This window comes from Salegentibacter sp., assembly GCF_041642575.1.
Lineage (GTDB): Bacteria > Bacteroidota > Bacteroidia > Flavobacteriales > Flavobacteriaceae > Salegentibacter.
Genome location: NZ_JBEPWD010000007.1, coordinates 38,350 through 52,237, shown reverse-complemented (window position 1 = coordinate 52,237; position 13,888 = coordinate 38,350). Strand labels below are relative to the sequence as shown.

Here is a 13,888-nt window from a genome sequence, read left to right as displayed (position 1 = left end):
GTGAAATTCCCCAGCTTCTGCCAGTAGGTTGCGCCGATGGTCTTAGGGATAATTTCAGATAAAATCAGAATAGCCAGGGTCATTATAGCTGAAACAATACCCACAGCATTAGTTCCGTCACCAAAGGCTTTCTCAGCTTGGACTCCAACCATTATTGCTCCCACAGTGTGTGCAACGGTATTTACCGTTAAAAGTGCAATTAAAGGTCGATCTATATCCTGTTTGAAATGTGCCAGCGTATCGGCGTATTCCTTTCCTTCCTGCTTTTTGATCTTTATATAGGAAGGGGTGAAACTTAATAATGCAGCCTCCAGAATAGAACATAGAAAGGAAAAGAAAATGGAAATAAAAGCATAGAAAATAAGTAATCCCATTGCGTAGTTAAATGTTTAAATAACTAATTTAGGGATTAATCGAAGAATAAAATAAAAAGAAATATTAAAGCTCCGGAAAGTTCCGCCATTTGACGATTTCCGACAATCCTTTCGAAGCTTTTTCATGAGTTTTTAGAAAAGCAGTTTTTCGTATTTGCTGCCTACGATATCAATTTTACCGCGTCTCTAGCAAAATAACTGGCAATCATATTTGCTCCTGCTCGTTTAATCGCCGTTAATTGCTCCAATACCACGGCATCATGATCAAGCCAGCCTTTCTCTGAAGCAGCCTTAATCATCGCATATTCCCCGCTTACCTGGTAAACGGCTACCGGCACGTTTACAGCGTTTTTAATGTCGCGAACTATGTCGAGATAACAAAGTCCCGGTTTTACCATCACGATATCGGCGCCCTCCTCAATGTCCATCAGGGTTTCACGGATTGCTTCATCGCGGTTGGCAGGATCCATTTGGTAGGTTTTCTTATTCTTCGGAATATTTTCAGCATCAACAGGTGCAGAATCCAAAGCGTCGCGGAAAGGTCCGTAAAAAGCAGAGGCATATTTGGCACTGTAACTCATAATCCCGGTATCGTGGAAACCTTCGTCTTCCAGGAGGCTTCTGATCTCAAAAATGCGCCCGTCCATCATATCGCTGGGGGCCAGTATATCGGCGCCTGCTTTGGCGTGAGAAAGTCCCATTTCGGCTAGAATGGCTGTAGTGTCGTCATTGATGATCTTGCCATCAGCAATAATTCCATCGTGACCATAAGAAGAGTAGGGGTCTAACGCAACATCGGTCATTACCAGCATTTCTGGAACTGCTTCTTTAACGGTGTTAATAGCACGCTGCATCAACCCATCGGCATTTAAAGCCTCGGTGCCAGCATTGTCTTTAAGGTTATCCGGAACTTTGACGAAAAGTAATACCGATTTTAAACCTAATTTCCAGATCTCTTTTGTTTCCTTTTTCAAAAGATCCAGGCTCATCCTAAAATACCCAGGCATGGAGGCGATTTCTTCTTTAATATTCTTTCCTTCCACTACAAAAAGCGGTACGATAAAATCGTCTGGAGTGATAGCGGTTTCCCTAACCAGGCTTCTTACGGCCTCATTGGTTCTTAATCTTCGATTTCTATTTAGTGGATACATGATTTTATTTCTTTTGATTTTATTCGATTTCTTCAAAAAGATAATCCGAATTATAGTCAATATTGTACGAAATCAAAAATTTCAGATATTCTTCCCTGAAACTTAATTTTTTATGATGATTTTCCTGCTCCTGGATGTAATGAATTACTGTATTCAATTGCGAATGTCCGCAGGAAAAGGCACCGAAGCCTTTTTGCCATTCAAATTTCCCAGCAACCCAGTTTTTAGTATTTATAAAACGGGAAGAATTGGCTTTTATATCGCGAATTAGGTCTGAAATATTCTTATTGGGTTTAATTCCCAGAAGAAGGTGTAAATGGTCTGGCATTCCATTAATCACCAATAATTTCTGGCCTTCATTCGTGACAATACCGGTAATATATTTATATAATTCGTCCTTCCATTTTTTAGAAATGAGGTTTTGTCTTCCTCTAACGGCAAAAACGCAATGAATGTATATTTGTGTATAGGTGTTGGCCATTTTTAAATTTACAAATATTCAGTGAATAATTTATGCCGCCTCTCTGAGGCTCTGTTAGAGTGGTATGATAAATTTTTATAAATATGCCGCTCCTGCCGGAGCTTTATTAATTTTTAAAGCAAGATATTGAGAACTATAGCCTCGTAGAGGCGATATTTATAATCTTTGTCTAGTTTTAAGCAATGAGCTCCAGAGGAGCGGCACGTTATACCCAATTCCGGGGCTTTTCCAAAACTTTCAGCAATTTCTCTTCCTCACTTCCTTTTTCAGGATGGTGATCGTAAACCCATTGCACGTGTGGGGGCAGGCTCATCAAAATACTCTCTATCCTGCCGTTGGTCTTTAAACCGAACAGGGTGCCCTTATCGTGTACCAGGTTAAATTCTACGTACCGCCCACGCCTGATCTCCTGCCAGTTTCTTTGGGCTTCGATATAGCCTAGATTTTTCCTTTTTTCTACAATTGGGACGTAAGCTTCGAGAAAACTATCGCCTACTTCGGTCACGAAATCATACCAGGACTCGATGCTCATTTCTTCGGAAGCCTTTAAATAATCGAAAAACAATCCACCGATGCCCCTCGCTTCATCCCGATGGGAATTCCAAAAATATTCATCACATTTTTTCTTGTATTCAGGATAGAATTCAGGATTGTGCTTGTCGCAGGCTTGCTTTGATACCTTATGAAAATGAATGGCATCTTCTTCGAACAGGTAATATGGGGTTAAGTCCTGGCCACCGCCAAACCATTGGTCTATCACTTTTCCCGATTTGTCATACATCTCGAAATAGCGCCAGTTAGCATGAACCGTGGGAACCATAGGGCTTTTAGGGTGAAGTACCAGGCTTAGGCCACAGGCGAAAAAATCTACATCGCCTACCTTAAAATATTGTTGCATCGCCGGAGGCAAAGGCCCGTGCACTGCCGAAATATTTACTCCGCCTTTTTCAAATACATTTCCGTTTTCAATCACCCGGGTTCTGCCGCCACCGCCTTCGGGGCGCTTCCAGAGATCTTGCTGAAATTTCGCTTTTCCATCGATTTCCTCAAGTTTTGAGGTGATCTTATCCTGTAATTGTTCAATATATGCGTAAAATTGTTCTCTCATAGTCGATCTTCGATATATACCATACGTCCTTGTTGGCCGGATATCTCTTCTGTTTTACTGATTTTAACTGCCCTTTGCATTTCTTCGGTCAAAACCGGAATTATGTCAAAATTTTCTTCGGAATAATACCTTTTAAAAAGCTCGCGACCTATTTGATTATTATGTAGATCCATTAATTTGGCTCGTTCATCATTAGGTGCAAGTTCCTCGTGGAGATCGGTAATCTTTTTACTCCATTCCATCGATTTCTCTACCGAATTACAAACTTTATAGCACTGCTCACAGATCAAATAATTCCAAAACGCGTGCCTGAAGGCATTAGTACGGTTATTCTCGTGGTGGTCACCTCCAAAAAGTTCATCACAAAACTTTATACTTTGCCGGGTGGCTTTCATAGTTGGGATAACGAAGCGCGGCTGTCTGATAGAAACCTTAAGAAGCTGGAAAACTTCCCACGGACTCATATTTTTTAAACGCGCCCAGATCGCCATTTTACTATTTGTATTCTTTCACCGCTTCAACAAAAGCGATTGCATTTTCAACCGGAATGTCGGGTAAGATGCCATGTCCCAGGTTTACGATATAGCGATCTTTACCAAATTCATCGATCATCTGATGCACCATTTTTTTGATCTCTGCCGGAGGGGAATATAGCCTTGAAGGATCAAAATTACCTTGCAGGGTAATCTGGCCACCGCTTAGGTAACGAGCATTTTTTGCAGTAATTGTCCAATCAACGCCAATAGCTGAAGCGCCAGATCTTGCCATGATATGCAGTGCAAACCAGCAACCTTTCCCGAAGGCGATTACCGGGATCTCATCTTTTAAAGCATCGATGATCTGCTGAATATATTTCCAGGAAAACTCATCGTAATCGGTGGGAGAAAGCATTCCGCCCCAGGAATCGAAAACCTGAACCGCATCTACCCCGGCAGCTACTTTTGCTTTGAGATAGGCAATAGTAGTATCGGTAATTTTTTGAAGCAATTGGTGAGCAGCCACAGGATTTGTAAAGCAGAATTTCTTCGCGATATCAAAATTCTTAGAACCCTGTCCCTGTACCGCATAGCAAAGGATAGTCCATGGAGAACCGGCAAAACCAATAAGCGGAACTTCATCATTCAGCTCCTTTTTGGTCATTTTTATGGCTTCCATCACGTATCCCAGAGTCTCTTCAATGTCCGGAACGATTACGCGATCAACATCCTGCTGGGTTCTTATGGGGTTTGGGAGCCATGGACCAACGCCGGGTTTCATTTCCACTTCAATATTCATCGCCTGCGGCACAACCAGAATGTCGCTAAAAAGAATAGCAGCATCAGTTCCTACCTGATTTATTGGCATTACCGTGATCTCGGTTGCCAGTTCGGGGGTGCGGCAACGGGTGAAGAAATCGTATTTCTCCTTCAGCTTCATGAAATCGGGCAGGTAGCGCCCGGCCTGTCTCATCATCCAAACCGGTGGACGTTCTACTGTTTCTCCTTTTAAAGCTCTTAAAAATAAATCGTTTTTTATCATTTCAGTTCTTTTCTTTATAATGCTTCACCACAGTAACAATCAGGTTTTCGATACTGGGTTTGTTGGCAATTACAATATTTTTGGTGTGTTTTTCAGCTTCCTTTGCGGTAGTCCTACCTATACAAAAGACGGTGCTTTCCTTAATTATATTTTCAGAGGTGAAGCTTTTAACGCCGCTGGGACTGAAAAACATAATTCCATCAAATTCCTGCTGAAAGCTTTGCTTGTTTATACTTGTTTTATAAACCTCCACCTCCTTAAATTCAATGTCTTCTTTTTTTAATTCTGAAGGCAATTCCTCCCTGCGAAGATTTCCGCAGAAAAAAGTGAATTTCTCATTTCGGTATTTTTCAGTAATAATTTTAGCCAGATCGCTCCCGTAATCTGAAATTTCCCGAATATTAAAGTTATGGTTTTTTAAGAAACCGGCAGTTTTCTCACCCACACAAAAACAATTTTGAATTTTAAGCTGTTTTTCAATGATAGCTTTCGCCGAGTTTTTGCTGGTTATAATGGCATTTTTAATCTCCTTCTCCGGAATTTGAAAATCCAGAAATTCAATTTTAATGGCGTCGTATTCCACAAGGCTCAACCCTGAATTCAGAAAGAGGTTTTTCTGGCTTAAGCTGAGTTTTTTAGTAGAAAGAATTGTCATTATTTTAAGACCTTTCTTATCTCCAGCATGAGTTCTTTTCCGCCATTTCCAAGTATTTCGCGGGCACAGCTGTTTCCAAAACCTTGAACTTCGTCAATTCTTGTGGTTTTTTCTACTTCTATTTTCTGTTTACCATCAAGGCTGAAAAGTGCTCCTTTGAAATAAACAATATCTTTATCTATGGTTACAAGAGCTCCAATTGGGGCAGTACAGCCACCTTCCAGGGTTTTAAGAAACTGCCGTTCAATATGAACACTGATTTTGCTTTCCCGGTGATTTAGTGGTTCCAGGGCTTTTAAGCAAGAGTCATCGTTTTCCATGGCCACCACGAGCATTGCTCCCTGAGCAGGGGCTGGAATCATCCAGTTGAGGTCTACGTAGTTTTCAGGCGTCAGAGCGATACGTTCCAGACCTGCAGCGGCAAAAATAGCACCGTTCCATTCGTTTTCCTTCAACTTTTTCAATCGGGTGTTTACATTTCCACGTAAATCAACTACTTGATGCCCGGGATACCTGTTGAGCCACTGGGCTTTGCGGCGAAGGCTTCCGGTCGCGATAGTTCCTTCAGCATTAAGGAAATCAAGGCCTTTATGAATTAAAATATCTTTGGGATTTGCCCTTTTTAAAACCGCTGCTTCCACGATTCCTTTTGGAAGCGCAGTGGGTACATCTTTCATGGAATGAACGGCGATATCTATTTCGCCTTTTATCATCGCCACATCCAGCGTTTTTGTGAAAATCCCCGTAATGCCCATTTCATAAAGAGGTTGATCGAGGTTGAGATCTCCCGTAGATTTTACCGGGACCAATTTAGTTTCATGACCTAATTTTTCCAGGGCATTCTGCACGGTTTTGGCCTGCCAAAGGGCAAGTTCGCTGTCCCGGGTGCCTATTCTTATGATTTTATTCATTTTTGAAGCTCTTCTAACTGAAATACCTTCTGGATAAGTTCCAGGCTTTCATCAGTGGTTTCAGAATCGCTTTTTAGATGGTTGGCGAAATGCTTGGTGATCTTTTGAATGATGCGATTGCTTATAATTTCGGCCTGCTCATCATTAAAATCGGTAATTTTTCTGCGTTGAAAATCCAATTCGTCATCCTTCATGGTTTTCAGTTTTTTCTTCAGCGCTTTGATGGTTGGAGCAAATTTTCTGGTTTCCAGCCATTTGTTGAATTCGGCTTCCACTTCAACAATGATCTCTTTAGCTTTTGGTATAAACTGCTGGCGTCTTTCCAGGGTAGCATCAGTCATTTTTGAAAGCTGATCCAGGTGAACGAGTTTAACATTGGAAAGCTCGGCCACATCGTCGGCTACATTTTTCGGAATAGAAAGATCAAGAATAAGCAAATCCTTTTTAGCGTAGATAAGCTCTTTAGAGATTGTTGGGTTGTGAGCACCGGTTGCCACTATTAAAATATCGCTGTTGCGAATTTCAGCTTGCAGATCCGCGTAATCTTTAACTAGAAGGTTAAATTTTCCCGCAACTTTTTCTGCTTTATCCTTGGTTCGGTTAATTAAGGTAATATGATGGTTCTTGGTGTGTTTTACCAGATTTTCACAGGTATTACGCCCAATTTTACCGGTTCCGAAGAGAAGAATATTCTTTTGGGAAATATTTTCAATATTATTCAGAATGTACTGCACCGAGGCAAATGCTACAGAAGTGGCACCACTGGAAATCTCGGTTTCATTCTTAATACGTTTGCTCGCCTGGATCACGGCATTCACAAGGCGCTCAAGAAAAACATTGGTAAGCCCCAGTTTTTTAGACTGGACAAAAGAATTTTTCAACTGGCTAATAATTTCAAAATCACCCAGAATCTGACTGTCAAGACCGGTTCCCACCTGGAACATATGAGCGATAGCCTTTTTATTTTTATGAACATAGGCAACTTTCTCAAATTCTTCTACGGTACCGTGGGTATGTTCGCAAAGCAATTTGATAAGTTCAAAGGGATGATGTGCGAAACCGTAAATTTCGGTACGGTTACAGGTGGAGGTGGTTAAAATAGCCTCAATTCCTTCTTCATTAGCCTGTTCCAGCAGTCGCTGTTTGGCTTCTTCCCCAAGGCTGAAATGACCCCTTATCTCGGCATCAGCTTTTTTATAGCTTAAGCCAATGGTATAAAAATGTTTACCTCCAGAAAAATGAAAATTTTCCATGTATGTTTTTAGGATTGCGTGGACAAAAGTAAAACATCCCTTAAAGAAAATATAACGCTCAAAGTACTAAATGTATCGATTCCTGATAAATATCAGTTAAAATCGCTCTAACTTTGAAAAATAGCTGAATTAATGGTAAATTCAATTACTTGAAAGGCCTTAATTCTGATGGCAAACAAAGAAATAAGTATTTTATGATGAAGACCACCGGTAAAAATATCGCTGAAGGAACCATAGTCAGTACCCAAATAGAAGAGGGATTTTATATTCTGAAGTTCCTTAATGATTCAGCTGATACTCAGAACTATGTTCGTGAAATAGATAGTAGTTTTATCCAATTTCATTTCAATGTTAAGGGTAGTAGTAAGTTTTTGTTTAACGCTGGCGGATATGAGTTGCCGCTTGAAGAGGAAAATTCTCTCCTGCTTTACAATCCGCAGCAGGCGCTTCCATTAAATTTGAATCTGCAGCCAAATTCCTGGGTCATCTCTCTGGTGATCTCTATTAAAAAATTCCACGCTCTGTTCTCACAAGAAGCCGATTATATTCCCTTTTTAAGTATAGAAAACAGGGATAAGAAATATTATAAAGACGCACCAATCACGCCATCTATGGCAATAGTGCTTAACCAGCTTTTAAATTTCAGCTTAACTCCGAGTATTAAGAACCTGTATTTTAAAGGAAAAGCATACGAATTGCTGAGTTTATATTTCAACCGAACTGAGGATCCCGACCTGGAACAATGTCCTTTCCTTATCGATGAAGAAAACATTATGAAGATTCGTCGGGCAAAAGATATTGTGATTTCCAAACTGGCCGAGCCCCCGTCGCTGCAAGAACTCGCAGATGATATTGGCCTTAGTCTGAAAAAACTCAAAGATGGTTTTAAGCAGATTTACGGCACTTCGGTGTATAGTTTTCTTTTTGATTACAAAATGGAATACGCCCGAAAATTACTGGATACAGGAGAATACAATGTAAATGAAGTGGGACTGAAGCTGGGTTACAGTACCGCCAGCCACTTTATTGCAGCTTTTAAAAAGAAATTTGGAACAACCCCCAAGAAATATATAATGTCTCTACCTACAAATATTTAATAATGATTAAGATTAAAGTTTTCTCACTAATGATTTTCGCATTAATGCTCACATGGAGTATAAATGCTCAGGAAGAAGAGGAAAAAGAAAAAAAGGAAGTTTTAGTTTTTTATAAAACCGAAGGATTCTGGCACGAATCTATCCCTACTGGCCATGCGACCATTGAGGATCTCGGGGAGGAAAATGGTTATGAGGTGAAATTATCAAGAGATAGTGATGATTTCAATAAAGAAGATCTTGATAAGTTCGCGTTGGTGATATTTTTAAATACAACCGGGGATGTTTTAGATGAGGAAGAACAAGTCGCATTTGAAAAATATATTGCCGATGGCGGTAATTTTTTCGGAATTCACGCAGCTGCAGACACTGAATTTGACTGGCCTTGGTATGGCGAGTTGGTAGGTGGGTATTTTGATAATCATCCTGAAGTACAGCGGGCCAATGTGAGCGTAGAAATGCCAGATCACCCCACGGTTTCTCACCTTCCCAATCCCTGGTCCAGAGTAGATGAGTGGTACAATTATAAAAACCTGAATCCGGAAAATATAATATTGCTGAGCGTCGATGAAACTACTTATAGTGGTGGAGAAAATGGAGACGAACATCCCATTGCCTGGTACCGTGAACTTCCGGGAGGCGGAGTTAGTATATACACCGGTGGTGGCCACAGAATCCAGTCTTATATTGAACCGGGTTTTAGAGAACATATTTCAAGATGTATCCTTTTTGCCCTGGGAGATACCGATTTGATTATTGAACAATAAGAATTCAGAATAGCTGCGGTTTTTACCGCACGGATTATAATTATATTTTAGTGCCGAAATTAAAGAACCTATGAGTAAAGGCGTACTAATGGTCAACCTGGGCTCCCCAGATAGCACCGATCCTAAAGATGTAAAAAAATATCTTGACGAATTCCTTATGGATGAGCGGGTAATAGATGTGCCATACTGGGCACGTGTGCTGCTTGTTAGAGGAATAGTTCTGAATACCCGGCCTAAAAAATCGGCCGAAGCCTATCAGAAGATTTGGTGGGAAGAAGGTTCACCATTGATAGTGCTTTCAGAAAGACTACAGTCAAAAATTGACAACATAACGTCTGTTCCTATTTCCCTGGCCATGCGCTATGGGAAGCCTTCCATTATGTCGGGCTTGCAGGAATTGCATGATAAAGGGGTGAATGAGGTGCTTCTTTTTCCGCTTTATCCTCAGTTTGCCATGGCCACTACAGAAACAATTTTGGTTTTAGCTGAAGAATTACGGCAAAAGCATTTTCCTGAGATGCAATTCACCACAGTGCCGCCTTTTTACAATCATCCGGATTATATCAGAGTCCTATCCGAAAGTATTTCAGATAGCTTAAAAGGCAAAGATTTTCAGCATTTATTGTTTTCATACCATGGAGTGCCCGAAAGACATATTCGAAAAAGTGATATCACGAAATCTCACTGTAAGATCGATGGCAGCTGTTGCAAGACTCCTTCAGAAGCGCACCAGTTTTGCTACAGGCATCAATGCTTCGAAACAACCCGTTTAGTAGCCGAATATCTTGAATTAAAAGAGAATTCATACAGCGTTTCATTCCAGTCACGCCTTGGTTTTGACCCGTGGCTCCAACCATATACCGATCGAACTATAGAACGTTTTGGAAAACAGGGAATGAAAAAACTTGCAGTGGTTACTCCTGCTTTTGTTTCAGACTGCTTGGAAACCCTGGAGGAGATTGCCATGGAAGGTGAGGAGATCTTCCATGAAGTGGGCGGAAAAGAATTTAATGTAGTTCCCTGTCTGAACGATCGTGATGACTGGGTGAATGTCCTGGCCCGATGGATTGATGAATGGGCGCACCAAAAGGCTGTTGAGGTATAATGTCAAAGATCACCGCTGCTGAGCTGGGAAATAAACCAATAGGAAAACTTCTTATCCAGCAGGCAGTGCCGGCATCCATTGGGATTCTGGTGATGTCCTTAAACATCCTGGTAGATACAATTTTTGTTGGAAACTGGATAGGCCCGGTTGCAATTGCAGCTATTAATGTGGTCTTACCGGTTTCTTTTTTTATAGCTGCCCTGGGAATGGCTATCGGGGTGGGAGGGTCTTCTGTGGTTTCCAGGGCGCTTGGAGCAAACAATTCTGTGAAAGCCCTGCGGACCTTCGGGAACATGATTAGCCTTACTCTTATTCTCTCCTTAACGCTTGTAGGATTAGGACTTTTGTTTGTAGACACGCTAATTCCTGCTTTTGGAGGTAAGGGCGCAATTTTCGAACCAGCCAGAATTTATTATCAGGTCGTTGTCAGTGGAGTTCCTTTCCTGGCGCTTTGTATGATGGGGAACACTGTTATACGAGCGGAGGGAAAACCGAAATTCGCTATGGTGGCCATGATCATCCCTTCTGTGGCAAACCTTCTTCTTGATTATATTCTAATAAATGTTTTGGAAATGGGAATGTTTGGGGCGGCACTTGCTACGACTGCTTCCTATATTTTCTGTTTTTCTTACGTGCTCTGGTTTTTCCTTTCGAAGAATTCCGAATTAAAAATAAGCCTTGCGCATTTTGGTTTTAAACTTCCGGTAGTTAAAGAGATTTCCTCCCTGGGATTTGTAACCCTGGCCCGCCAGGCTGTGGTGAGTGTTATTTATCTGTTGATGAATAATATCCTTTTTGATCTGGGCGGAGAAAATGCGGTTACAGTATATGCTATTATTGCCAGGATGCTTCTATTTGCCTTGTTTCCGGTGCTGGGGGTGACGCAAGGCTTTCTGCCAATCGCCGGATATAACTATGGCGCCAGAGAATTTTCCAGGGTGAAGAAAAGCATCAGGACTGCGGTGACCTATGCCAGCTTATTGGCACTGCTGGTGTTTGCAGGAATAATGTTTTTTTCTGAAGAAATAGTAAAGGTTTTTACCGGGAATGAAGAAATTATCGCGGCAACGCCTTCAGCTATGCGGTGGGTGTTTGCTGCCACTCCAATAGTTGCACTCCAGTTAATAGGGGCGGCTTACTTCCAGGCGGTAGGGAAAGCTTTGCCTGCATTATTGCTTACACTTTCCCGACAGGGCTTTTTCTTTATCCCTCTGGTTCTCATCCTGCCAAATTATTTTGGGGAATTAGGAGTATGGATTTCCTTTCCGTTGGCCGATGTTTTGTCTACCATTGTAACCGGTTTTTTCTTAAACCGGGAAATAAAACGAAACCTGAATCCCGATTAGTATTTAGGTCTGAAAATCCTAAAACAAATACTTACCTTTGTTAGACGTACAAGCTTTGACACATTCAGGGATAAACAAGCAAACCTATAATTTGTGATAGATTATTACCATTACATTAAGGCACTTCATTTAATTTTTGTGATCACCTGGTTTGCCGGGCTTTTTTATATCCCAAGGTTATTTATTTACCATATTGAAGCTACCCGGAAGCCGGAACCTGATAAGCAAATCCTGAGTGAACAATTAAAACTGATGACTAAACGCTTGTGGTACATTATCACCTGGCCTTCTGCTATATTGGCCAGTTTATTTGCATTTTGGTTGCTATATTTAGTTCCTTCATTTTTACAAATGGACTGGATGCTTATAAAACTGGGTTTTGTAGTCTTGTTATACATTTATCACTATAAATGCCATTTGATTTTTAAAGAAATGCAGCAGGATATTATAAAATGGTCCTCCAACCAAATGCGACTTTGGAATGAGGTTTCTACCCTGATTCTATTCGCAGTGGTTTTCCTGGTAATTATAAGAGATTCTCTGAATTGGATATATGGGGTGCTGGGAATATTTCTGCTTGCCGGGATGTTGATGCTGGGAGTTAAAATTTATAAGAGAATACGTGCAAAAAATCCTAAGGCCTGATATTTGCTTAATTAAAGCCATATGAACCTGCTTAAACTTTCATTGCGTTCCAGAATTTTCTTCTCCATGATACTGCTCGTGTTGGGTACTTCCATCCTCATTGTTGGTATTACCGTACTTCAATACAAACATGAAGCAGAACAATATCATAGAGAACGCCTGGAAAGAAAAGAACAGGCCATAATGGAAAATATTCGCTTTGTACTTGGAAGCACTACCTATTATGTGAATACCGAAAATATTGATGAAATTTTTAAGGAACGGGGAAAGATCTATGAGATGGCCCAGGTTCACGAAATGCAGATAAATATCTACGATCTTGAAGGGCAGCTTTTGGTGAAATCCAATGAATCTTTCTATAAGGATACTACCGATGTTCAACTGGATAAAGAAATTCTGGAAAGACTTGATGCTTCTTCTGCAAAAAGGGTGTTGACACATAACGAGGTAAATGGCGATAAGTTTCAGTCATCCTATTCTTATATAACCGACAATAAATTTAAACCGCTTGCTATCCTCTATTTGCCCTACCTGCAGGATGATCGATTGCTAAACCGTGATCTCAATAATTTCCTGATGCGGATGGGGGAAGTATATTTATTTATGCTTATTCTGGCTATTGTTTTGTCCTATTTTCTTTCCAAGTATATCACCAAAACCCTTAAAATAATTTCAGATAAGATCAACCAGACCCGGCTGGATAAGCGTAACCAAAAGATCCAGATCAACAATGCTTCCGAAGAAATTTTTGCCCTGGTTTCAGCTTATAACAGTATGATAGATGAACTGGAAGAAAGCGCGGTGAAGCTGGCGGCCACAGAGCGGGAACAGGCCTGGCGGGAAATGGCAAAACAAGTTGCTCATGAGATTAAAAATCCACTGACTCCAATGCGATTAAGCGTGCAAAGCTTTCAGAGAAATTTTGATCCGAACGATCCTAATATTGAACATAAAGTAGATGAGTATTCCAAAACTCTCATCAATCAGATAGACACTATGAGCTCAATAGCTGGTGCGTTTTCGAATTTCGCTAAAATGCCGGCCCAGCAGAATGAAACTCTCAATGTGCCGAAGATCGTAAAGCTAGCCCTCGATATTTTTAATGAGAGTTTTATAACCTTTTCTACAGATAAGGAGGAGATCCTTGCCAAATTTGATAGAACCCAATTGATTAGAGTTGTCACCAACCTCGTTAAAAACGCCATCCAGGCTATACAGGATGTTGAGAATCCTCAAATTGTTGTGAGTGTCCATGATGAAGATAGCATGGTTTGTATCTCGGTTTCAGATAATGGGATAGGTATTGCTGAAGAGAATAAAGAAAAGGTCTTTGAACCTAAATTTACCACCAAATCCAGCGGAATGGGTCTTGGGCTCGCCATGGTAAAGAATATTGTGGAAAATTACCAGGGAACAATTAGCTTTAGCTCTAAACAAAATAAAGGCACTATCTTTAAGGTGCGATTTCCGAAGTAGAATT

General features: G+C 40.8%; 15 protein-coding genes. 6 read left to right on the top strand and 9 right to left on the bottom strand.

The features are described 5' to 3' along the window. The 9 genes from ACESK1_RS02890 to hemA form a co-directional block, all read right to left on the bottom strand. The coding region (locus ACESK1_RS02890; protein ID WP_372917735.1) for a DUF21 domain-containing protein at positions 1-374 on the bottom strand (374 nt) is incomplete at its 3' end. Between the two features lie 161 nt (positions 375-535). Further along, positions 536-1,525 carry a porphobilinogen synthase gene (hemB, locus tag ACESK1_RS02885; protein ID WP_372917733.1) on the bottom strand — a complete coding sequence of 330 codons (990 nt, stop codon included), beginning with the start codon at positions 1,523-1,525 and terminating at the stop codon, positions 536-538. A gap of 19 nt (positions 1,526-1,544) precedes the next feature. Then, on the bottom strand, positions 1,545-2,006 hold the full coding sequence (gene tnpA / locus ACESK1_RS02880; protein ID WP_372917731.1) for an IS200/IS605 family transposase: 462 nt from the start codon (positions 2,004-2,006) through the stop codon (positions 1,545-1,547). 205 nt (positions 2,007-2,211) lie between these two features. Beyond that, on the bottom strand, positions 2,212-3,114 hold the full coding sequence (gene hemF / locus ACESK1_RS02875) for an oxygen-dependent coproporphyrinogen oxidase (protein WP_372917729.1): 903 nt from the start codon (positions 3,112-3,114) through the stop codon (positions 2,212-2,214). Beyond that, the gene (locus ACESK1_RS02870) at positions 3,111-3,605 is read right to left on the bottom strand and encodes a hypothetical protein (RefSeq protein WP_372917727.1); all 495 of its coding nucleotides are present in this window, start codon (positions 3,603-3,605) and stop codon (positions 3,111-3,113) included. The genes hemF and ACESK1_RS02870 overlap by 4 nt, the downstream gene beginning before the upstream one ends. Before the next feature lie 4 nt (positions 3,606-3,609). Continuing rightward, a complete protein-coding gene (gene hemE / locus ACESK1_RS02865; RefSeq protein WP_372917725.1) occupies positions 3,610-4,632 on the bottom strand; it encodes a uroporphyrinogen decarboxylase in 1,023 nt (340 codons plus the stop codon). 1 nt (position 4,633) lies between these two features. Further along, the gene (locus ACESK1_RS02860; protein ID WP_372917723.1) at positions 4,634-5,287 is read right to left on the bottom strand and encodes a uroporphyrinogen-III synthase; all 654 of its coding nucleotides are present in this window, start codon (positions 5,285-5,287) and stop codon (positions 4,634-4,636) included. After that, positions 5,287-6,198 (bottom strand): hydroxymethylbilane synthase, encoded by a 912-nt coding sequence (gene hemC / locus ACESK1_RS02855; protein ID WP_372917721.1) that lies wholly within the window; start codon positions 6,196-6,198, stop codon positions 5,287-5,289. The genes ACESK1_RS02860 and hemC overlap by 1 nt, the downstream gene beginning before the upstream one ends. Next, positions 6,195-7,451, bottom strand: coding sequence for a glutamyl-tRNA reductase (gene hemA, locus ACESK1_RS02850; protein ID WP_372917719.1), 1,257 nt, complete (start codon positions 7,449-7,451; stop codon positions 6,195-6,197). Before hemA ends, hemC begins: the two co-directional genes overlap by 4 nt. 197 nt (positions 7,452-7,648) lie before the next feature. Between hemA and ACESK1_RS02845 the strand changes: the two genes are divergently transcribed. The 6 genes from ACESK1_RS02845 (at position 7,649) to ACESK1_RS02820 (ending at position 13,884) form a co-directional block, all read left to right on the top strand. Continuing rightward, a complete protein-coding gene (locus ACESK1_RS02845; RefSeq protein WP_372917737.1) occupies positions 7,649-8,548 on the top strand; it encodes a helix-turn-helix transcriptional regulator in 900 nt (299 codons plus the stop codon). Positions 8,549-8,550: 2 nt separating this feature from the next. After that, entirely contained in the window at positions 8,551-9,312 is a 762-nt protein-coding gene (locus ACESK1_RS02840) for a ThuA domain-containing protein (protein WP_372917717.1), read from the top strand. A 70-nt stretch (positions 9,313-9,382) separates the two neighbouring features. Continuing rightward, a complete protein-coding gene (gene hemH / locus ACESK1_RS02835; protein WP_372917715.1) occupies positions 9,383-10,417 on the top strand; it encodes a ferrochelatase in 1,035 nt (344 codons plus the stop codon). Next, positions 10,417-11,763: an MATE family efflux transporter gene (locus ACESK1_RS02830; RefSeq protein ID WP_372917713.1), complete on the top strand. Its 1,347-nt coding sequence runs from the start codon at positions 10,417-10,419 to the stop codon at positions 11,761-11,763. Before hemH ends, ACESK1_RS02830 begins: the two co-directional genes overlap by 1 nt. Positions 11,764-11,856: 93 nt before the next feature. Continuing rightward, on the top strand, positions 11,857-12,408 hold the full coding sequence (locus tag ACESK1_RS02825) for a CopD family protein (RefSeq protein ID WP_372917711.1): 552 nt from the start codon (positions 11,857-11,859) through the stop codon (positions 12,406-12,408). Between the two features lie 21 nt (positions 12,409-12,429). Continuing rightward, positions 12,430-13,884 carry a PAS domain-containing sensor histidine kinase gene (locus tag ACESK1_RS02820; RefSeq protein WP_372917709.1) on the top strand — a complete coding sequence of 485 codons (1,455 nt, stop codon included), beginning with the start codon at positions 12,430-12,432 and terminating at the stop codon, positions 13,882-13,884. Positions 13,885-13,888: the final 4 nt, after the last annotated feature.